This is a genomic window from Arthrobacter sp. 2RAF22 (assembly GCF_052115325.1).
Taxonomy (GTDB): Bacteria; Actinomycetota; Actinomycetes; order Actinomycetales; family Micrococcaceae; genus Arthrobacter.
On the sequence record NZ_JBFRGL010000002.1, the window covers coordinates 116,497 to 137,269 of the forward strand.

The following is a 20,773-nucleotide window of genomic DNA, read 5'->3' on the forward strand; positions in this document are numbered from 1 at the left end:
GCTCTGATTGATTCTCAGTTGGGGACATCGGACTTCGGTTGTCAAAGTGAGGATTAGGCATGCAGGCCACAGGAAAAGCGGGAACGGGTGGGCCGCGCGTTGAGCGTCGTTCCATCGACTTTGTCCCGGAAAATGAACGCCATGGTTCGCCTGGCCAGCAGTTCACGCTCTGGTTCGGGGCGAACATGCAGATCACGGCTATTGTCGACGGCGCCTTGGCAGTCCTGTTCGGCGCGGATGCGCTGTGGGCGATCATCGGCCTCCTGATCGGAAACCTCTTGGGCGGTGCTGTGATGGCGCTCCACGCGGCGCAGGGGCCGAAGCTCGGCCTGCCGCAGATGATTTCCAGCAGGGCACAGTTCGGGATCTTCGGGGCAGTGATTCCCTTGGTCCTGGTGGTCGTGATGTACCTCGGCTTCGCCGCCACCGGTACGGTCCTCTCCGGACAGGCAGTCAGCCTCATCCTCCACACGGGCACCCCGGCCGTGGGCATGATCGTCTTCGGGGCGCTGACCATCGTCGTGGCGACCCTGGGCTACAAGTACATCCACATGTTGGGCCGCATTGCCACCGTCGTCGGTATCCTCGGCTTCACCTACCTGGGCATCAGGTTGTTGGCCAGCCAGGACGTCGGCGCACTCTTGGGAGCCGGCAGTTTCGAGTTCCCCACCTTCCTGCTCGCCATTTCGCTGGGCGCCGGATGGCAGCTGACCTACGGCCCGTACGTCGCCGACTACTCGCGGTACCTGCCTTCCAAAACCCCAGCACGCAAGACCTTCATGTCGGCCTATTTCGGCACGGTGATTGGTTCCCAGTGGTCCATGACGCTGGGCGCTCTCTTCGCCGCCCTCGCATTGCCCAAGGGTGCACGGTTCCTGGACGGCCAAGTCGCTTTCCTCGGGAACCTGAGTGGAGGCGGACTGATCGCGGTAGTCATCTACCTGGTCATCGTGACCGGAAAACTGACCGTCAACACGCTGAACGCGTATGGCGGCTACATGACCATGCTTACCTCGGTCACGGCGTTCACCCGCAAGTCCGCGGTGGCGTCATGGACCCGGTTCGCCTACGTGATCGGCTTTATCGGACTCTCGGTGCTCATCGCAGTGCTTGCTTCCCCCGATTTCATCGCCAACTTCAAGAACTTCGTCCTTCTCCTGCTGATGGTGTTCATCCCCTGGAGCTCCATAAACCTGGTGGATTACTACCTGGTTTCCAAGGAGAAGGTGGACATTCCGGCCCTCTACGACCTGAACGGTCGCTACGGCCGTTGGAACAAGACAGCGCTGCTCAGCTACGCGATCGGCATCGTCGTCCAGATCCCGTTCTTGGCGCAGACCCTCTACACCGGCCCGATGACCGAGCTTCTCGGCGGGGCGGACATCTCCTGGCTTGTAGGCCTCGTGGTCACGGCAATCGTGTTCTACCCGCTGGCGAAGAGGAACTCCAACGCACCGGCCGAGATGGTCTACCCGACGGAACCCGACCCCGCGGAATCGGACTCGGGGGCAATAGCGCCGCTAGCCGGCTCAGCGTCGAACACCGCGGCAGTCTAGCCTTTGGGCTGTGCCCCCTCCGACGCTCGCTCACTTTTGGGATGTTTTCGGCGGACGCTCGCTCACTTTTGGTGAGCGAGCGTCCTGGCATTTGGTCCTATATTTTAGCGAGCGTCCCAGTCGACCAGAGGGAACGACGTCGGGGTCAGGCTTGGGTGCCCAGCCTGCGGGAAATTTCGCGCGCGCACCTGGTCACTTCCGGAATCCACTCGCGGGCGACGTCCTCGATGCGGACCGCCCTTTCCTCCGGGGTCTCGGCGTCCTTGGCCCGGTGACGGGTGCCTCCGCCGGGAAACGCCCGGTTCGACACCGTCAACGTCACGCTGGCCACGGGATAGCGTTGCCGGTCGAGGACGGCGACCGCCACAGAAGAAAACCCCTCCGTGACCTCGTCCTGCTCCCATGCGTATCCGAGCGATCGTGCCCGCGCCAAGAGGTCCTGCAATGCGGGCAAGGATTGCGGGCCTTTGCTGTGGCGCTCCGCGAAAGCCTCTGGCCCAGGGAAAAGCGCAGCCACCTGGGCGGGGTCCATCTGGGCCATCATCGCCCTGCCGCTGGCCGTCAGGTGGGCAGGAAGCCGGACTCCGGTGTCGGTGACAAGGGGGCTTTGCCGCGGCGCCCGCTCCTCGATCACGTAAACGACGTCGCGCCCGTGCATCACGGCAAGATGGGCAGTCCGGCGGGTCCGGGCGACGAGCCGGGACAGGGGGAACCGGGCGATCCGCTGGATCGGAGCTTGCCGCGAATACCCGGTCCCCAACTCATGGGCGGTCACTCCCAAGGCATACTTGCGCTCCTCGGGAAGATGGACCAGGAAGCCGTCATCGATCAGGGAGGCAATGAGCTGATACGTGGTGGACCGAGGCAGTCCAACATCGCGCGCAATGATGGACGCGCTGACCGGGCCGGCCTGTCCGGCAACGTATCTGAGAACCGCCAGCACCTGGGCCGCGGCCGGCGCCTTGGGCCGCACCGATTGACTGTACATTGTCCTAGAATACGCCTCGGAATGTCCGGTATACCGGACGTTGCGCCCGCTAGGAAAGTCCCTCCAACCGGGCCCGTGCCGTTTCCGCGGCCCGGCGCTCCCGCTCGGCTAGCCGGGCTGCCAGCTTGCGGTCCCGCTCAGCCAGGGTGATCGCCCACTCCGTCGCGGCAAGCTCCTGTTGCAATGCAGCCAGCTTGTCCTTGGCGGCTTTGACGTCGACGGCGAGTTGCTCGCTCCGGCGCACGGCCTCGGACTTCTCGCGCTCGGCCTGCGCGAGTTCCAGATCGGCCTTGTCGGCACTGCGCTCTGCTTCCGCGAGTACGGTTTGTGCCTTCTCGCGTTCGCGCTCCGAGTCGGCGCGAGCCCGCTGTGAGTCTGCCCGCCCCCGTTGCCGCCCGCCGTCGTCGGGCTCTTCCTGGGTGGCGTCCACCGCGGGAAGCGCGCCCGCAATCGCCACCGCGCCCGAGAGATCCACGGGTTCCAATCCGTTCGTGGCGAGCGAACGCACAAGCTGCCCGCTGCGGAGCGCCGCGGCGGCGCCGGGATCCGTCATGGCGGCCCTCAGCGTGGCCTCGATCTCCATCGCGGCGGCGCCACTGACCTTGACACCGAGGCCTTCCGCCACTGCCCGGGCCTGCTCGACGGCGGCGCCCAGGACGCGCGGGCGCTGTTGGCCGAGCGTGCGGAGACGGTCGTGATCCTGCTGCTCCTGGGCTCGCCCGAGCGAGTTCCCAAGCTCCAGGACGCCGGCGAATTCCTTGGTGCCGTGCCGGACAAGCATGTTGACGGCCCACGCCGCCGTCGAAGGCTTGGGCAACTGGGCGATTTGTTTCGCCAGTTCGGCATCCCCATCCGACTTGGCTTCCTTGGCCCGCGCAGTGCGGGCCGCCGTGAAGGCCGAGGGAACCAGTGTGTAGAGCTCGACGGCGATCCCGGCCAGGTTCATGGTGAAAGCGAGTGCCGTATTACTCGGCGAGGAACTCGGCCAAGGCGTCGGCCATGACGCTAGGTTCCCAGCCGTGGTTGGCGCCTGGAATGGTAGCTTTGCGGGCGCTCGGGATGTTGGCCACGATGGAGTCAGCCGCTTTCGGCATGATCGGGACGGTCTGCTCGCCGACTATCGCGAGGGTGGGCTGGGTGATGCCGGACCAGAGCTCTGCCCGAGGCGCGGACTGGGACCACGCGAGGGATTCGGCGTCGGCCAAAAGGCTGGGGCCCAATTCGATCATGATGGGCCATCCTGGACTGTTCTTGGCTCCGGCCAGCCACTCCGGCGGCATGTCCTTCATGTAGTATTCGATGGTGCCAGCCTTGTCGCCGGAGGCGACCCGTTCCTGGAGCCCGGCGAAGAATTCAGCCCCGCCGGCGCCGAGTTCTTCGCTCAGCGGAGTCTCCCAGAGCGCGAGCTTCGTGACGGGCAAGCCTGCTGCCGCCGCTGCCAGGGAAATCGAGCCACCGGAAGAGCTCCCGAAGAGCGCGGCCTGGCCGCCCACGATGTCGATGAGCGTGGCGAGATCGTCGATGTTGTCCTTCAGGCTGAATGACGGAGCCTCAGCGCTTTCCCCTCGGCCGCGCCGGTCGTAATTCAGCACCGTGAACCCCTTGGCGGCCAGGAGCTTGGCCATTTCCATGGTGTTGGAGTCGAAGCCCCTGAATTGCATCGCGCCGCCAACCAGGATGACGGCAGGTCCTTCGCCGTATTGGTCATACCCGATGCGGGTACCGTCTTTCGAGATCGCAAATTCGGACATCCCAGACCCTTCGATGTGGCGGACAGTAGGTTCCTAAACTCTGGGGCCCATCCACGTGCGGGTCAAGGGGAAAGGGCCGTGTCCAGGAGTTCTTAAGAGCTTCTTAAGTGCCCCACGGGAGAGTGGAAACAGGCCGCACAACGGCCGTCACCCCGAACCGGAGACACCATGCGATCACACCCCAAGCAGAACACTTCCACGGAAGGCCGCGCTTCCGCCGTCGTCCGTCACAGTGTGCCGTTGCTTCCCCAGACGAGGTTCTGGCTCCTGTGGGGCATTGTCCTCGCCGCGGCCGTCCTTGCCATTGGCTTCAGCGTGCAGGCGGTAGCAGGCCTGACCACTGGGGAATTCGGTATTGACCAGGAACTCAGCCGCCATCACGTGGGCGCACTGACCACCGCGGCCATGGCTTTGAACGTCCTCTTCGCCCCCGTAGCGGGAGTCTGCATTGTCCTCGTGATCGGCTTGTACCTTTGCATGGTCCGCAAGTCCTTCGTGCGGGCTGTCATGTTTGTGCTCTTCGCATGTTCGGGCTGGGTTGCCAGCGAGGTATTCAAACTTATCGTTGCCCGCCACCGGCCCAACCCCGCGCTTCTTTTCGACCCCCTGGCTCCGGAAACGGGTTCCAACAGTTTTCCCAGCGGCCACACCGCCTTCGCCGTAGCGCTCGCCTTCGCTCTGTACTTCCTGGTCCGGGGAAGCCGGTGGGGCGTCATCACTGCGTGGGCCGGTGCTGTCATGGCCGTGGTGGTGGCGTGGTCGCGTATCTACATCGGAGTCCATTACCCCAGCGACGTTGTGGCGTCATTCCTGGCCACCAGCGCCGCAGTGATCGTCTTGGCCGGGTTCTGGAACCGGTACGCCCCGCGGGTTTTCGCGCGGCTACCGTTTGGCGTTGCATCAGAAGCAGGCGCCTCGGAGGCAGCCGCCTCGGGAGCAGCCCCAACCCAAGCACACGGATCCTGAGGAGGACCCCATGCACGTACTTTCCGCCATGCCCGCATTCCTTGATCCCACCACCCTCCTCCAGGGCTTGGGCCCTGCGGCGCTGGGGGTAGTGGCGCTGATCGTCTTCATCGAATCCGGTCTCCTTTTCCCTTTCCTGCCCGGTGACTCCTTGCTGTTCACCACGGGCCTGCTTCACCAGCAACTGCAGCTTGAACTGCCTGTGTTGATCGCCGTCGTATCAGCCGCCGCCATCGCAGGAGACCAGATCGGCTACATGCTTGGGCGCAAGTTCGGACGGCGATGGTTCAAGGACGACGCCCGGGTCTTGAAAACCGCCCACTTGGATGCGGCCGAAGAATTCTTCAAGCGCCGCGGCGGCCCCGCAATCGTCTTGGCCCGCTTTGTCCCCATTGTGCGGACGTTTGCGCCGCTCAGCGCAGGCATCGCGCGCTACAACTACAAATCCTTTACCCTGTGGAACATCGCCGGGGCCGTCATTTGGGCGACCTCCGTGACACTCCTGGGCTCGTGGCTGGGACACTACGAGTTCATCGCAAACAACATTGACGCCATTGCCGTAATCATGGTTTTGGTTTCCGTCCTGCCGTGGGGAGTCGAGTTGCTCAAAAAGCGGCGCAACGTCAAGGTAGGCGCCGCGAACGGGCACGCCGGGGAAGAATAGGCAGCATGACAACAGCTGAGCGGCCGGCCCTCCTCTTGGTCGAAGACGACTCCGCCCTGGGGCCGCTCATCAGCGAACTCCTGGAGCCGGACTTCTCTGTCCGCTTGGCTGTCAATGGGCGCGACGGGCTCCACCTCGCCCTGACACAGAGTTGGGATGCGATGGTCATTGACCGGGGGCTGCCGGTCATGGACGGCATCGCACTCATCAAGGCCCTTCGTGCCAAGGGGATTGCCACCCCGATCCTGATCCTGACGGCGCTCGGTGCCACCGACGAGAAGATCCGGGGCCTCGACGCCGGGGCGAACGATTACATGAGCAAGCCGTTCGACGCCATGGAATTGGCCGCCCGCTTGCGAGCCCTCACCCGAACGTACGCGCTGCCGCCCCAGACCCTGGGAATCGGGGATTGGGAGTTCGACGCCGGTGCCCGCTCCGTGCGCTCCGTGTACGGTTCCGTCGTCACCCTGACGGCGAAGGAGGCCGGGCTCCTCGAAATCCTGGCCGGCGAACCCGAGCGTGTGTTTACCCGTGAAGACCTCATCAACGCCTTGTTCCACCCCACGGACCAGCCGGGCGTGATTGACACCTACGTCCACCATTTGCGCCGCAAGATTTCCAAAACGGTGATCCGGACAGTCCACGGCCTCGGATACCAGATCGGCGACCCCCATGACTGAGAACGACACCCATGACTGAGAACCCGGACCAGGAGACTCTCCGCAGAGCCTCCCTGAAGATCGCAGTGCGGATCAGCGCGGCATGCGCGGTTTTGGTTCTTTGCCTGCTTGCGGCCGCCGCGATCTACCTCTTCAACCAGGCGCAGCATCCAACGCTGCCGGGACCAGGCGAAACCGACTCCGTCTACGCATATCTGGACACAAAGGACCTCCTGAAGGCCATGATCGTTGCCGGCATTGCGGGGATCCTCCTCGCCGGTGCCATCGGCTGGCTCAGCGCGCGGAGCGCCATCAGGCCCCTTGGCGAAGCGCTTGCCCTGCAGCGACGTTTCGTTCAGGACGCCAGCCACGAATTGCGCACGCCCCTCGCCATCCTCGATGCACGGGTCCAGCTCGCCCAGCGCGATGCCGCCGCGGACTCAAAAACGGGGGAAGCGCTCGCCCGCATCCGAAATGACACAGCTACCCTCACCGGCATCGTCAACGAATTGCTTGTCGCAGCCACCGGCTCGCCTCCGGACGCAGCCGCAGAGCCGAGCGATCTCGCCAAGGTGGCGGGTGCCGTTGTCGAGAGCTTGCAACAGCTCGCGGGAGAGAAGAACGTCCGCGTCACCCTGACGGAAAAGGACCGCCCCTTCGCGCTCATTGACAGCAATGGCTTCCGACGTGCCCTCCTCGCGCTGGCCGACAACGCGCTGGCACACACCCCAGCTGGCGGCCAGGTGGGGATCACGACGGCGGTGCTCGGCAACCGCGCAGTGGTCACGGTTTCGGATTCCGGGGCTGGGATCAAAGGCGTGGACCAGACCCGGATCTTTGACCGCTTCGTGAGGACACACAGTCCGGAGGGCGCACCAGGCCAGCGCAGCTTCGGAATCGGCTTGGCGCTGGTCCGTGAAATCATCACCGGGGCCCGCGGCACTGTGGAGGTTGAGCGCAGCGGGCCGCGGGGAACGGTCATGAGGATCACCCTGCCGCTCGCTGCGAAAGATGCGGGCCCCAAAGATGCGGCGCCGAAAGACGCGGTTCCGAAAGACACCGGCCCGAAAGACACCGGCCCGAAAGACACGTCGTCCGGCTCGGCATAGCTTACTTAGGCGGCCCGCAGTTTGGCGGGTTGGGCGTATTTAAGCGCCTTTGCATGGTGTCGGAGCTTGCGTCGGTGGCTTCTGGAATCTGGCGCCGCCGTGGTCATGGATAGCCCGGTTCCTGGCGGGGGCGGGGCTGTTGACCGGTAGTGGTGTCCGGTGGGGGTGCGGATGTCCAGGACATGCCGTGTCCCGTGCTGGGTTGTTGCTGCTCCGGTTTGTGCTGTCCAGCCGGGGAGTTCTTTGGTGTGGTTGCAGGCTTCGCATAGCCCCGCGCCGTTGGCCAGAGTGGTGTGTCCACCGTCGTGCCAGGGGATGATGTGGTCGAAGTGGCGGATCGGTGCGTCGCAGTAGGGTGTCCGGCAAGTGTCGTCGCGGGCCTGGATGAAGCGCCTCATGCCTGGCGGGAAGAGCCGGGCTCTCGAATCGGCGGCGACGAGGTCCCCGGTTCCGGGGGCTGTGTAGAGGCGCCGGAGCCAGACCTTGAAGGCCCGGTCCGCGGACTGGCCGCCGGGACCGGCCTGGCCGGGTTCCGCCTGGCCCTCGTTCCCAACCAGCATTGCCCGTGCCCACGCAGCGGGGACAATCCCGTAGCCCGGGAGACGCGCCGGTTCGCTGTCGCGATGGAAGAGGGTGCGGTCGGTCATGACGAGCTGGACCTCAACCCCACTGATCCCGCCGGGGGTGCCGGTGGTGCGTTCGACCAGGGCGTCGGCCATGATCTGCCCGCGGGACCGCGCGTCCCCGCCGGAGCGCAGCGAGTCTGCATGACGGGTCAAGGCCGCGTGCACGGCCACGCCCTGGGCGACGGGAAGCAGGGCGGTCAGGTAGGTCATGGTGTCCGGTGCCGGGCGAAGGCTCACGTGCCGCTCCGCCGCGGCACGGCTGGCGCGTTGGGTGACGGAGCGGGGGTCCCGCCGGTAGGCGGCGGCCCGTGCGGCGGAGATGATGGTCTTGTCTCCGGCGCCGTCGAAGACTCCCGTGTCGGCGGCGAGCTCCTCGTCCACGGCGCAGCGGTCTTCGGCGGACAGGCAGGCTGTTTCCTTCACCAGCAGGGTGGCGCGCCATTCGTTCAGCTGTCCCGAATCCAGCGCGGCCAGGGTATGCGGCATCTCGGTCACGAGGGCCTTCGCCAAACCCAGCAATCGGGGTCCTTTGGCGGGGGATTCCCGCCGGGCCAAGGCAATCTGGGCTGCGACGCCGCGGCCGCGCTCGTCGGCGGGGACGCCCAGGTTCGTCTCGGCGCTGCGCTGGGCCGCATCGAAGGAGACGGCAATCCGGGCCTGCGCAGCCGCGGCCGCGGACTTGAAATCCTCCAGTGCCCGCAGCTGGTCAATCAGTTCAGCGCCGTCGGCGCCTGGCCGGAGCGAGGCCACCGCACCGAGCAGGTCTCTTATTTCGGCCCACGAGACAGCAGCATCCGGACCTGCGCCGCCGACTGGCGCGCCCGTCCCCATCAGCTGGGTTTCCCGAATTCCGGCCATAACCAAAGCATCCCAGGGACCACTGACATTCTTAGGTCGAAGAACACCTGCCCACCGAAAAATCCCGGAAATCAGCAGAAATTTTCCATATTTGCTCGGGAAGGATTCCGGTTCCCGGGTCTCCCTCCGCCGCCACCGGCTCAACCTCGCAGCCGTCGATAATCACCCGATGGGCGACGTTGTGATCGGCTTCGCCGGCGTGAGGTGTGCTTTGCGGTGGGCTCCCCTCAAACCCGTCCCGTCCGCCTCTGGCGTGCGCATCCGAAGCGGACGAGAATGGCCTCGTGGTTCCCCCTCGCCAAGGCGGGGCCGTCGTTCCAATGAACCCCGCCGCCCGAAAGATCCAAAGTGTCTACCTCACCTTGACCCTCGGCAATACCCTTGCGGCCTCGTTCATTTGGGGGATCAATACCCTCTTCCTACTGGATGCCGGACTCAGCAATCTTGAGGCCTTTGCGGCAAACGCCTTCTTCACTGCCGGGATGGTCGTCTTCGAAGTGCCCACTGGAGTGGTGGCCGATGGTTGGGGACGCCGCGTTTCGTTCCTTCTTGGCACGGTGACACTGGCCGGATCCACCTACCTTTACTTTCTGCTCTGGCAGCTTTCGGCCCCGTTCTTGTGGTGGGCCGTGGTGTCGGTGTTGCTCGGCTTGGGCTTCACCTTCTTCTCGGGTGCAGTGGAGGCCTGGCTCGTCGACGCGTTGCGCTTCACTGGATATGAGGGTGGCTTGGAGACGGTGCTCGGGCGGGGACAGATGGTGTCGGGTGCCGCCATGCTTGCGGGCTCAGTGGCTGGCGGGGTGATCGCGCAGGCCACCAACCTGGGAGTCCCGTTCCTGATTCGCGTGGGCGTGCTCCTCGCCATGTTCGTGGTGGCCTTCTTGCTGATGCACGACGTCGGCTTCACCCCCGAGCGCTCTGCCCCTCCACTCAAGGCGACCCGTGCTGTCCTCGACGCCTCGATCGAGAACGGTTTGAAAAATCCACCCGTGCGGTACGTGATGTTGGCAGCGCCGTTCAGTGCCGGCGTCGGGATCTATGTGTTCTATGCCCTGCAGCCGTACCTGCTTCAGCTCTTCGGTGACCCGCGCGCGTACTCGGTGGCCGGGCTGGCAGCGGCAATCGTGGCGGGGGCGCAGGTGGTGGGCGGATGGCTTGCACCGCGTATCCGGCGCCTCGTTCGCAAACGCACTACGGTGTTGATTCTGAGTGGAGTGGTGAGCGCATCGATTCTGGTGGTGCTCGGGTTCACGAATGTCTTCTGGGTGGCCTTGGCGCTGTTGACGTTCTGGGCCATGGTCGACTCGGCGGCCACACCGGTACGGCAGGCCTACGTGAACGACATGATCCCGTCGAAGCAGCGGGCAACAGTGCTGAGCTTCGACTCGCTGATGGGATCAAGCGGTGGAGTGGTGGTGCAGCCGCTGCTCGGCCGGGCCGCCGATGTTTACGGCTACTCCGCCTCGCTCGCGATCAGCGGCGTTATCGAGCTGATCGCGGTGCCGTTCCTCCTGGCGAGTCGTCGGCAGGGCTCTTTGGCCGACCAGGCCAACGCCGCGATCATCACATCCGAAACGGAACCACGGCAGTCCTAAGAATGGACCTACGGAAGCCGCGAAGCCCCGTGGAACGTGGCCTCGCCGGCCTTGTCAGGAACAAGCGGCACGGGACTAATTAGCACAGCTGTGCCACGATGCAGGGTGCCATCCGAAAGCGGTTGGCAGCGCACGCCCCCACGCCCGCGCATGGCGGCGTGCGCGCCCGGAGCCAGGACTTGGTCCATCCACGCGCAGGGGTGGGCCGGACGTCCGCCGCGGAACCGGACAACGCCGCCCCGCGATTCCAAGGCAAATTCTTCGCCCAGCAGGGGAGCCAGGTGGGCTCCCCTGAGGACCACATTGCGGCGCGTGAGGAGCGGGTCAAAAGGGGCGACCCCCAGCTCAGCAGCCATCGCTTCGAGCGACTCGATGGCTATCAGGGTGACTGCGGCATCCATGTGCGCGGCCTTGCCGAAGAACCGGTCACCGACGATGCCCTTGCCGCTTACGACGTCGACCTGCTCGGCGTCCGTTGTGGGCACCTCGGCGGCACCATCGCGTGCGCGGCCGAAGTAGGCGTGGCCGGATGACACAAGGAGATACAGGATCTCCACGTCGTACCTGTAGCTTGCGGTCATGCCATAAGGCTATGCCTGTCCCGGGTGAGCAACCCCGGGCACTCTACCCCAACCTTGAAAAGCTAGTTCTTGCGACGCTGGAAATCAGCGAAAGCTCCGATGCCGGTTCCAACAAGCGCGATACCAGCAAGTATTGACCACCAGAGCTGCATATATCCGGCGGCCGTTATGAATAGCAGAACCGCTACCAATGCAAATAGAAGCAGGGAAATAGGAATGTCGCGAGCACCTTTAGGAGTCAAAACACGCTTCCTTGATCGAGGCGATGCCTAGAACCTCTCCAGCAAGACCACCGCCGGCGGCAACGACAGCTTGCCACTTCTTCTCCAACCCGGATGCCGCGTTCCAGGCGCGGAAGAGAATTTCGAAGGTCCTCTGAATACTTCCAAACCTTGCAACTAGTTTAGCGACTTTACCGGCGACCAGAGCGTTAGCAGCAACCTCTGCCGTAACGGTCGCTATACACTTGGCCCAGCCCCAAAAGTCGCTCGGATCAGCGGTTACCGGAAAGGCTGTGTTCTGATCAAAATCGATCGACTGCACGAGAGCCTCTCCGTCGAGGGAGAACCGCGTCGGAACAGCCCTGCCGAGCGCATCGTAAGCCCATGGAGCCCTGTAACCCCCAGCAATCGCACCCTCAGCGGTGCGAACAACAACGGAACCATCAGTGTCTATGGCTGCTTTTGATCCTGCGGGGAGCGACAAGGGAAACCGATATTCTCGATCCGCAGTGTTTGAAGCAATGTTGATCAGTGTCTGAGTTCCCTTGCCTGTGGCATAACTACTAATCACGGCACTGTTGAGTTTGGTGCTCAGAACCGGCTCACCTTGCCCGGCGAAAAGGCCGTCCGGGATCTTGCCCGGTTTTGCGAGAGCTTCGGATGAAGCCGTGCCCGGAAGAGTGATGCTTGCGGACCAAGCGCCGGCGCCAGAAACAACGATGTTCGTTCCGGGGACCGTAACAGTACTGACTTTGCTTGGCGAATGAACCCCTTCACCTAAAGAAACTGGCGATGCCTGTGCAACCCCCGCGCTCGACACCACGACCCCACTGGCGACAAGCGCGACAAGTAGAAGACTTCCGATTGAACCTAGCTTAGATCTGTTTGACATGGATCACCTTTCAGAGAGAGACAGGCGCTTCACGATCAAATTATGCATATGAGGCAAATGAGGGCAAGAGTTTTATGAAACAGGTCGAGGGAATTATTTTCAAATTCCAAAATGGGAATCACGGATTGCATTCCTCTCGCATGTCTCAATACTCAATCCACCGTCCGTCGCTACTCAATTTATGACTTTCGACCACTCAATTTCAGGTATACGTCACTCAATAGGAGCAAAAACTCTTGACATTAATGCGACTCTTATGATCGATGAGGTAGCCGGGGCTGAGCCGCGAAGGTGACCGAGGCGGCCCTTGACCGCCTCGGTCGCCTCCTATGCGTGAACCGGTGTCGTCACGCCTGCAGGCTCAGGAACCCCGGGCGCTCAGCCCCAAAATTCCGTGAGCTGCCCGGCAAGGGCTCTGCCTTGCTCGTAACCCGCCTGGGCCGCGGGCGGACGCAGCGACAGATCCATGGCATTGGCGCCGAACATGTGCTCCGAGTTGCTGTCCGGGAAGATCGTCTCGACTCTGCTGCCGCCTGCGCGGAGTTCGTCGACCTGCGTCGCGAGATGCGTGCCCCACTCCTGCGGTTGCAATGATCTGCCACCGAAGGGTGAGAGCACCAGGACCCGTCCGTATCCGGCTGCCAGATCGGCATTCTCGGCGTTGGATCGATAGCCGCCGTCGAGGTACCGCTTGTCTCCGATCCTGTAAGGCAAGCCGCTGGAACAGCTGGCGGCGATTGCATCCACCAAGTCGACGCCGCTATGGCGGTCGAACGCGACCGGTTCACCGTCACGGGCATCGACCGCCGTGATGAGCACTGTCCGTTCAGGCCAGTGCTGGCTGGGTAGCCGGGTGGCGACAGTGGTGCGCCATTGCGTTGACCAGGCGCCATCCGACGCCGCATCCATGTCGAGCGCTGCTGCGCCGAGTCGCCGGCGCATGTCAGCCACATCCTGGGCATCGGCGATGATCTTGTTGATCCGCTCGAGGTGGTTCACCACTGGCCTGGCCGGCGCGCGTCCAGGCCCGGACCCGACCGGAGCGGGCCGTTGCGGGGGGACGGCGTCAAGGATGTTGGCGAACAGTTGAGTTGGTGTCGCGCCGGCAATCTGGGCCGCGGCCGTTGATCCGGCCGAGGTGCCGATGGTCAGATCGGCGTCGGTCACATCCAGCCCGGCATCGAAGAGGCCGGCGATGACGCCGATCAGCCAGGCATTGCCTGTCGATCCGCCGCCACCTAGGACCAGCGCCCGATCGCGGGAGTGCAAAGGAAAAGAAGGTGTTGTGTTCATGGGAGTCGCCTTTCGCGAATTGCCTGTTTGGCGCTCCCGGTGGCGACTAGTTCAGTCGCGCGATCGTGGACTGCAGGGGAGCACCCATTGCGGATACTGCATTCATGGGACTCACCTCCTGCTGATTGATCACGACCGCCGCAACGCTAGCACGCCCGCAATGCGGAGCGCAACGGTCCGGCACTGCGCCGGCCGTCGCCCCTAATCCTCCACAGGGAACGCCACGCCTTCGCCCACCACGCGGAGGCAGAGTTCCGTGCCGGGCTTGGTGATGGAAGCGTTCCAGTGCCGGATGGTGATGATTTCGCCACCTCCCGGGTAGGCCAAGGATGCGCCGGCGGCGGCAACGCGCGGGGCGAGCTTGATCCGCACGGTTGTCTCGGGGCCGAAGTAGTCAGTGTCGACCACGACTCCGCGGATGGGACCGTCGGGAGCAATCCGGATTTGTTCGGGGCGGAGCATCAACTGCACGAGGCCCTGTGCCGGGGGACGGCGTACGGGTATGCCGCCCAGCGAACACGTGGCCAGGGAGCCTTCCATCCACGCGTCCAGGATGACTGCGTCGCCGAGGAATTCGGCCGTTGCCCGGTCCGCGGGACGGGTGTACACAACGAACGGGTTGCCGATCTGCGCCAGTTTCCCGCCGCGCATGATCGCCACCTGATCCGCGAAGGACAGGGCCTCGGCTTGATCGTGCGTCACCAGGATGGTGGTGACTCCGGCTTCGTTCAGCACCTTCGCCACGGCGCGCCGTGTGGCCACGCGGAGGCCGGCGTCGAGCGCTGAGAACGGCTCGTCGAGCAGCATGAGCTGCGGTTCGCGGGCCAGTGCGCGGGCAAGCGCCACCCGTTGCTGCTGGCCTCCCGAAAGCTGGTGGGGGCGCCTCTTTGCCATGTCCGCATCGAGGGAAACCATGTCGAGCAGTTCCTGGACACGGGCCTTCACGGCGCGGCGGCCGCCGTCGAGCGCTGATTTGTCCAGTCCGAACGCGATGTTCTGCCCCACCGTAAGGTGCGGGAAGAGCGCGCCGTCCTGGGCCACATAGCCAACATGCCGCTTGTGGGCCGGTACCCAGATCCCGTCCCCGGCCACCTTGTTTCCGTTGAGGCTGATGGAGCCGGTGTCCGGGTGTTCAAAGCCGGCGATCAAGCGCAGCAGGGTGGTCTTGCCGGATCCGGATGGCCCGACGATAGCGGTGGTCCCGCCCTTGGCCACGGAGAGGTTCACGCCCTTCAGCACAGCCTGGGAGCCGAAGTTCTTGGTGACCTCGGCGATGTCCAGATGCGTGTTGGTGGTGGGGGCCACCGAAGCCGCCACGCGGGGTGACGGAAGCCTTGAGGGGGATTGTTCGGTCACTGTCCGGCTACTTTCTTGGACTGTTGGAAAAGCAAGTACGTCATGGGGGCAGACAAGAGGATCATGAGCAGGGCATACGGCGCCGCGCCTGAATAGTCGATCTCGCTGCTCTTGCTCCAAAACTCGGTGGCCAGGGTGTGCGTGCCATTGGGGGACAGCAGCAGCGTGGCGGTCAGCTCGTTGACGATGGCGAGGAACACCAGCGCGGCCCCGCCGGCGGCGGCCGGAGCTGTGAGGCGCAGCGTCACTTTCAGGAAGGACACCAGGGGGGCCTTGCCGAGCGATTGTGCGGCTTCGTCGAGCTCCTTGGGAGCCTGGGACAGCCCGGAGCGGATGTTTACCAGGGCCCGCGGCAGGAACAGCAGCACATAGGCTGCAATCAGGACCCCGGAGGTCTGGTACACGCCCGGGACCATTCGGATGCTCACGGTGACGAAGGCAAGGCCCACCACGATGCCGGGCAGGGAACTGGTGACGTAATTCGAGAGCTCAAGCATCTTGCTGAACCAGCTGGGGTGCCGCACGGCCAGATAGGCCATGGGGAAGCCGACGACGATAGTCGCCGCTGCGCCTACCGTGCCATAAGCGAGGGTCTGGAGGAGAGCCGGAAGGAATTCGTCGGCCGACCAGACGCGGGCGCCACCGGCCACTACCCAGCGCAGGACAAAAAAGATCGGCAATCCGAAGGCCAAAACGGTGAGCGCAAGCAGGGCGAGCTGGGAGGGAAGCTGGTAGTGGTGCAAGGGAAGCCTGGTCGGCTTGGCCTGCGCGCCGGAACCGATACGGGCATAGCGTGCGTTACCGCGGCTCCTGACTTCGGCCAGGAGCAGGATGAGGCAGAAGAACACCAGGACGCTTGCCAACATGTTCCCGGCAGTGCCGTTGAACGTGGATTGGAACTGGGTCATGATCGCGGTGGTGAACGTGTCGAAGCGGATCATCGCGAACGCGCCGTATTCGGCCAGCAGGTGCAGCGACACCAGGAGTGCGCCACCGGTCATCGCGATCCGGAGTTGAGGCAGGACAACCCGGAAGAAGATGGCCCACGGTCCCAAGCCAAGGGAGGCCGCGGACTGCTCAATCGCAGGGTCGAGACGCCCCAGGGTCGCAGCCGCGGGAATGTAGACAAGCGGGAAATACGACAGTGTGGCGATGAGTACGCCGGACCAGATGCCCTCCAGCGAGGGCACGGCGGTCACCCACGCATAGCTGTTGACGAACGCCGGGATGGCCAGCGGAGCCGCCAGGGCCACGGCCCACCAGCGGTGGCCTCGCAGCCTGGTCCGCTCCACGAGCCACGCGCCACCGACTCCCAATACCAGGGAGATCGGCACCGTGAAGACCACCAGCATGACGGTGTTCAGGAGCAGCTCGCCAACGCGCGGCCGGAAGATGAGTGCGACGGCGGTGTCCCACCCGGTCGCGGCCGTCATGTAAGCGACGTACCCCAGCGGGATGAGCGAAAACAGTGCGATCAGCACGGCCAGGAGGGATATTGCAGAAACGCCGAAAGGCGGGCGGGGGCGCTTGCCCCTGCCCGCCGTCGTCGCGCTCGCCGAAGCCTCGGGAACTTCCGGGGAGAGGCGAGCCGATAGATCAGTGGTCACAGAATTACAGCAGTCCTGCCTTGGTCATCAGGTCGGTGACCTTTGCGGAGTTCAATTTGGCCGGATCCACCGTGGGAGCTTGCAGATCCTTGATGGGAACGAGTTTAGCGTTCGAGTCGACGTTGGAAGCGATCGCGTATTCGTAGGAGGTCCCGTTCTTGAGGACTTCCTGGCCCTGCTTGCCGGTGACGAACTTGATGAAGGCCTGGGCAGCTGCGGAGTTCTTGGAGGATTTCAGCACGCCGCCGCCGGAGACGGACAGGAAGGCGCCGGGGTCCTGGTTCTTGAAGAAGTACGGGGTGACGTTCTTGGAGTTCTCGCCGGTCTTCGCCTGGTCGCCATAGTAGTAGTAGTGGTAGATCAAGGCGGCGTCGATTTCGCCGGCGTTGACGGCTTTCATGGCGGTGCTGTTGCCCTTGTATGCCTTGAAGTTGTCCTTCATGCCCTTGAGCCACTCAGTGGTGGCTGCTTCGCCCTTTTGTTCGAGCAGGGCGGCAACGATTGCCTGGAAGTCAGCGCCGGACGGCGAAGCAGCCCACTTGCCCTTCCACTCCGGCTTGGCCAGGTCCAGCATGGACTTGGGCAGCTTGTCGTCGCTGATCTTGGTCTTGTCGTACACCAGGACGGTGGAGCGGGCGGCGATGCCGGTCCACTTGTTGGTGGACGGGCGGTACGCGGCCGGGACCTGGTCCACAGTGGCCTTGTCGATGTCCGCGAAGAGGCCGGCGTTCTCAACCTGGGCCATGGCTGGGGAGTTCTCCGTGAGGAAGACGTCGGCCGGGGATGCCGCGCCTTCCTGGATGATCTGGTTGGAGAGCTCGGTGTCGGAACCCTGGCGGATGGTGACCTTGACGCCGGTCTGCTTGGTGAACGCGTCCACCCATTCCTTGGTCAGGGTGTCGTGCTGGGCGTTGTAGACGGTGATTTCGCCACCCACTTTAGTGGAAGTAGCAGCGGACTCGGGGGCTGCGGAGGAGGCGGTGCCGTTGCCGCAAGCGGCCAGGCTCAGGGCTGCAGTGGCGGCGAGTGCGATGCCGGCCAGCGCATGTGCGCGGATCTTCATGAGGGCTTCTTTCTGCGAGCAAATCCAAGGGAGCCCGGGGGAAGTGGGTGCGGGCTCACAGCTTGAAACTTTAGGTTAGCCATACCTAAACTTCCATCCAGAATGCCCTATTGTGACGGGAATCACATGTATTGCGCAAGATTTACATGACCTAATGCATGGAGGTGGTGTGTCGTCGGTTGAGCGAGTGCCTTGCGGCAGTCGATAAGCTGGCTCCATGCCCGGTCTCGCCGAATTCCTGCCGACCTTCCTCGGCGTCGGCGTCCTGATGGCGGCCACGTTGGCACTGCTCTTGGCGTTCCGCACCCCTCACCCTTTCGCTCCCGCACTGGCCATCCTTCGCGGAGCCGTGCAACTGGCCGCGATCAGTTTTGTTCTGGGTGGTGTGATCACCAGCCCGCTATGGGTGGCAGTAGCCCTGCTGGTGATGTTTGCCGTGGCCGCGATGAGTGCCACGCGACGCATTGGCTGGAGCCTTCATCATTTGGGCTTGGTCAGCGGCTCCATGGCCGCTGGCATCGGAATGACGCTCGCCGTCATTTTCGCGACGGGAGCCATCGCGTTCACTCCCCGCTATGCGCTCGCGATCGGCGGGATCGTCATTGGCAACGGCATGACCATCGCAGTCCTGGCCGGCCGGCGCTTCAAGGAATCCGTTTACGAGCACTGGGAGGAAGTTGAGGGTTGGCTCGCGCTCGGCGCCACCCCGAGGCAGGCAACCCTTGATCTTGCCCGGCGGAGCGTCTATTCGGCCCTGATCCCGTCAACCGATCAAACCAAGACGACGGGACTTGTCACCCTGCCCGGCGCGTTCGTCGGGGCGATTTTTGGCGGGGTTTCTCCCTTTGAGGCAGGTCGCTTCCAGATCGTGGTGCTCGCGGCGATCATGGCGGCAGGTTCCATCACCGCCGTCATGATCATCGGAATCCTCGCACCGGTACGCGTGCGCCCAGCGACGCTGCGCTGACACTGCCTAACGGGAGCGAGCCTCCGGCCGACAGTAGGAACTGAACCGCACTCCTACAAGCGCCTCCCTACCTAAAGCAGAAACGGCCCATGATCGTTGTCACCCGCCTGAACGGCACCAGCTTTGCCGTGAATCCGGACATCATTGAACGGATCTACGAAAGCCCGGACACCCATCTGGTGACCCTCGACGGCGCTACCTATGTTGTGCGCGAAAGCCTTGCGGAGGTCGTGGAACTAATTGCGAACTACCGCGCCTATATTCTTCGGCGGGCACAGGACCTCCCCACCGTCACGGGTTATCCCTTGAGCCTCGTGCGCACACCGGACCCGGACGGAAGGTAAGCCATGGATCCTTCAACAATAATCGGCCTGTTCCTGGCCTTCGGCTCGGTGGTCGCCATGGTGACCCTCGAAGACGCCAATCTCATGGCCCTCCTGCTTCCCGCGCCCATGGTCCTGGTTTTCGGTGCCACCCTGGCCGTAGGTCTTGCCGGGAACACGTTCCGCGATACCGTGCGGGCGTTCAAGGACCTCCCCAAAGCGTTCAAAGGAAAGACCGACAAGCCGCAGGACAGTATCGACCAGCTGATCAGCCTTGCCGAGAAGGCGCGGAGCGAGGGGCTTCTCTCCCTCGAAGAGGCGGCCGCGGACGAGAAGGATCCGTTCGTGGCCCGGGCCCTCCAGAACATCGCCGACGGCACCGATGCCGAAGAATTGCGCATCCTCATGGAGGACGAGATCGATTCCAAGATGCGCAGCGACCACGTCTCCGCCAAGTTCTTCGCGAGCCTGGGCGGCTACGCGCCGACCATCGGCATTATCGGCACCGTGGTATCGCTGACCCACGTCCTTGAAAACCTCTCCTCACCCGATCATCTGGGACCAATGATCGCCTCCGCTTTCGTGGCCACGCTCTGGGGTTTGTTGTCCGCGAACTTCATTTGGCTGCCGTTCAGTTCGCGGCTCAAGCGACTGTCCGAGCTCGAAATCGAACGCATGACCCTCCTGATGGAGGGCATGCTGGCGGTACAGAACGGGACCCAGCCCCTCCTGCTCGCCGAACGGCTCCGCGCCATGGTTCCCCCGGACCGCCTCGGCAAGGCGAAATCCGCAAAGAAGGGCGACGACGACGAAGCCCGCCCCGGCAAATTCGCTTCGTCCAAGGCCGCATGAGGTCGCGGCGCCGCCGCGGTTCACCTCCGGCGGAAGAACACGTCGACGAACGCTGGATGGCTTCCTATATGGACATGGTCACGGTGCTCATGTGCATGTTCATCGTGCTCTTCGCAATGTCCACCGTGGACCAGGCCAAATTCGACAAACTCCGCAATTCTCTCGCCACGGGGTTCGGCACGGTGGCCAGCCAGAAGGTGGACACCGCCAGCGGGACGGTCGTTCCGCCGGAATACACCAGCGCCGACGCACAGGGATTCTCCAACTTGGACCTCGCACTCAAGGAAGCGGCCCGGCTCACCGCTTTGCGCGACGACATGAAGTCCAAGCTCGACGCCGCGGGGCTGGGAGCCAATGTGCAGTTCCAGATCAACGAACGCGGACTCACCGTGAAACTCGTAGGATCGCAGACCTTCTTCGAACCCGACCGACCGGAACTGACGCCCCGCGCGAGCCAGGTCCTTGGAATGATCGCCCCGACCATGGCGAAGGCGGCCCTTGAAATCATGGTGGAAGGCCACGCGGCCAACGGGGTCACCTCATACCCCTCTACGTGGGAGCTTTCTTCCGCCCGCTCCGTCAACGTCCTCCGGTACCTCGTCGACCATGGAGGAATTTCTCCAGGGCACATCGGCGCCGTTGCCTTCGGATCCGCCAGGCAGGTCAACGATGATTCCACCGAGGCGCTGATGGAACTCAACCGCAGGGTCGACGTCGTCGTCCTCTCGGACCGGCCCGAAGTGGTCCGCGCCCTGATCCCCGAGGCGCTCAAGGCGAGGGCCGGCGGCCAATAGCGGCCGGTGCGCTTGTCGCGGCGGTGACGGGACGGCGTCGGGCACCATGGAA

The 20,773-nt window shown here is 63.9% G+C and carries 20 protein-coding genes; 10 read left to right on the plus strand and 10 right to left on the minus strand.

Annotated elements, in window-relative coordinates; translation table 11 throughout:
* Positions 1-59: 59 nt before the first annotated feature.
* Positions 60-1,556 (plus strand): purine-cytosine permease family protein, encoded by a 1,497-nt coding sequence (locus tag AB4068_RS03985; RefSeq protein ID WP_441432735.1) that lies wholly within the window; start codon positions 60-62, stop codon positions 1,554-1,556.
* 145 nt (positions 1,557-1,701) lie between these two features.
* Here AB4068_RS03985 and AB4068_RS03990 read toward each other — a convergent pair whose 3' ends face one another.
* Genes AB4068_RS03990 through AB4068_RS04000 form a run of 3 tightly spaced genes read right to left on the minus strand, consistent with a single transcriptional unit; the run spans position 1,702 to position 4,295 of the window.
* Positions 1,702-2,544 (minus strand): IclR family transcriptional regulator, encoded by an 843-nt coding sequence (locus tag AB4068_RS03990; protein WP_084784417.1) that lies wholly within the window; start codon positions 2,542-2,544, stop codon positions 1,702-1,704.
* A gap of 49 nt (positions 2,545-2,593) precedes the next feature.
* Positions 2,594-3,490: a hypothetical protein gene (locus AB4068_RS03995; protein WP_441432736.1), complete on the minus strand. Its 897-nt coding sequence runs from the start codon at positions 3,488-3,490 to the stop codon at positions 2,594-2,596.
* Between the two features lie 19 nt (positions 3,491-3,509).
* Positions 3,510-4,295 (minus strand): alpha/beta fold hydrolase, encoded by a 786-nt coding sequence (locus AB4068_RS04000; RefSeq protein WP_059388238.1) that lies wholly within the window; start codon positions 4,293-4,295, stop codon positions 3,510-3,512.
* Between the two features lie 168 nt (positions 4,296-4,463).
* On the opposite strand from AB4068_RS04000, the gene AB4068_RS04005 reads away from it, so the two are divergent.
* Genes AB4068_RS04005 through AB4068_RS04020 form a run of 4 tightly spaced genes read left to right on the plus strand, consistent with a single transcriptional unit; the run spans position 4,464 to position 7,693 of the window.
* Positions 4,464-5,261 (plus strand): phosphatase PAP2 family protein, encoded by a 798-nt coding sequence (locus AB4068_RS04005; RefSeq protein ID WP_441432737.1) that lies wholly within the window; start codon positions 4,464-4,466, stop codon positions 5,259-5,261.
* Positions 5,262-5,271: 10 nt separating this feature from the next.
* Positions 5,272-5,925: a DedA family protein gene (locus AB4068_RS04010; RefSeq protein ID WP_284989579.1), complete on the plus strand. Its 654-nt coding sequence runs from the start codon at positions 5,272-5,274 to the stop codon at positions 5,923-5,925.
* Between the two features lie 5 nt (positions 5,926-5,930).
* On the plus strand, positions 5,931-6,605 hold the full coding sequence (locus AB4068_RS04015; RefSeq protein WP_059388236.1) for a response regulator transcription factor: 675 nt from the start codon (positions 5,931-5,933) through the stop codon (positions 6,603-6,605).
* Positions 6,606-6,616: 11 nt separating this feature from the next.
* On the plus strand, positions 6,617-7,693 hold the full coding sequence (locus AB4068_RS04020) for a sensor histidine kinase (RefSeq protein WP_441432738.1): 1,077 nt from the start codon (positions 6,617-6,619) through the stop codon (positions 7,691-7,693).
* A 5-nt stretch (positions 7,694-7,698) separates the two neighbouring features.
* On the opposite strand, the gene AB4068_RS04025 is transcribed toward AB4068_RS04020, so the two are convergent.
* Positions 7,699-9,177: an HNH endonuclease gene (locus AB4068_RS04025; protein ID WP_284989581.1), complete on the minus strand. Its 1,479-nt coding sequence runs from the start codon at positions 9,175-9,177 to the stop codon at positions 7,699-7,701.
* 320 nt (positions 9,178-9,497) lie between these two features.
* Between AB4068_RS04025 and AB4068_RS04030 the strand changes: the two genes are divergently transcribed.
* Complete coding sequence (locus tag AB4068_RS04030) at positions 9,498-10,772, plus strand: MFS transporter (protein WP_441432782.1); 1,275 nt, start codon at positions 9,498-9,500, stop codon at positions 10,770-10,772.
* 8 nt (positions 10,773-10,780) lie between these two features.
* Here AB4068_RS04030 and AB4068_RS04035 read toward each other — a convergent pair whose 3' ends face one another.
* The 6 genes from AB4068_RS04035 to AB4068_RS04060 all read right to left on the minus strand — a co-directional run bounded on the left by AB4068_RS04035 (position 10,781) and on the right by AB4068_RS04060 (position 17,785).
* Complete coding sequence (locus AB4068_RS04035) at positions 10,781-11,353, minus strand: MOSC domain-containing protein (RefSeq protein ID WP_441432739.1); 573 nt, start codon at positions 11,351-11,353, stop codon at positions 10,781-10,783.
* Between the two features lie 231 nt (positions 11,354-11,584).
* Positions 11,585-12,466 carry a hypothetical protein gene (locus AB4068_RS04040; protein WP_441432740.1) on the minus strand — a complete coding sequence of 294 codons (882 nt, stop codon included), beginning with the start codon at positions 12,464-12,466 and terminating at the stop codon, positions 11,585-11,587.
* A gap of 378 nt (positions 12,467-12,844) precedes the next feature.
* Positions 12,845-13,759 (minus strand): patatin-like phospholipase family protein, encoded by a 915-nt coding sequence (locus tag AB4068_RS04045; RefSeq protein WP_441432741.1) that lies wholly within the window; start codon positions 13,757-13,759, stop codon positions 12,845-12,847.
* A gap of 201 nt (positions 13,760-13,960) precedes the next feature.
* Positions 13,961-15,115 (minus strand): ABC transporter ATP-binding protein, encoded by a 1,155-nt coding sequence (locus AB4068_RS04050; protein ID WP_284989585.1) that lies wholly within the window; start codon positions 15,113-15,115, stop codon positions 13,961-13,963.
* Positions 15,112-16,722 carry an ABC transporter permease gene (locus AB4068_RS04055; protein WP_306963052.1) on the minus strand — a complete coding sequence of 537 codons (1,611 nt, stop codon included), beginning with the start codon at positions 16,720-16,722 and terminating at the stop codon, positions 15,112-15,114. Before AB4068_RS04055 ends, AB4068_RS04050 begins: the two co-directional genes overlap by 4 nt.
* Before the next feature lie 4 nt (positions 16,723-16,726).
* Positions 16,727-17,785: an iron ABC transporter substrate-binding protein gene (locus AB4068_RS04060; protein WP_059388232.1), complete on the minus strand. Its 1,059-nt coding sequence runs from the start codon at positions 17,783-17,785 to the stop codon at positions 16,727-16,729.
* A 217-nt stretch (positions 17,786-18,002) separates the two neighbouring features.
* Between AB4068_RS04060 and AB4068_RS04065 the strand changes: the two genes are divergently transcribed.
* From AB4068_RS04065 to AB4068_RS04080, 4 genes are all read left to right on the plus strand, one after another.
* Positions 18,003-18,752 carry an ABC transporter permease gene (locus AB4068_RS04065; protein ID WP_441432742.1) on the plus strand — a complete coding sequence of 250 codons (750 nt, stop codon included), beginning with the start codon at positions 18,003-18,005 and terminating at the stop codon, positions 18,750-18,752.
* An 89-nt stretch (positions 18,753-18,841) separates the two neighbouring features.
* Positions 18,842-19,096: a flagellar FlbD family protein gene (locus AB4068_RS04070; RefSeq protein WP_441432743.1), complete on the plus strand. Its 255-nt coding sequence runs from the start codon at positions 18,842-18,844 to the stop codon at positions 19,094-19,096.
* A gap of 3 nt (positions 19,097-19,099) precedes the next feature.
* A complete protein-coding gene (locus tag AB4068_RS04075) occupies positions 19,100-19,927 on the plus strand; it encodes a motility protein A (protein WP_307052744.1) in 828 nt (275 codons plus the stop codon).
* Positions 19,924-20,721, plus strand: a complete 798-nt coding sequence (locus AB4068_RS04080) for an OmpA/MotB family protein (protein ID WP_059388229.1) — start codon at positions 19,924-19,926, stop codon at positions 20,719-20,721. The genes AB4068_RS04075 and AB4068_RS04080 overlap by 4 nt, the downstream gene beginning before the upstream one ends.
* Positions 20,722-20,773: the final 52 nt, after the last annotated feature.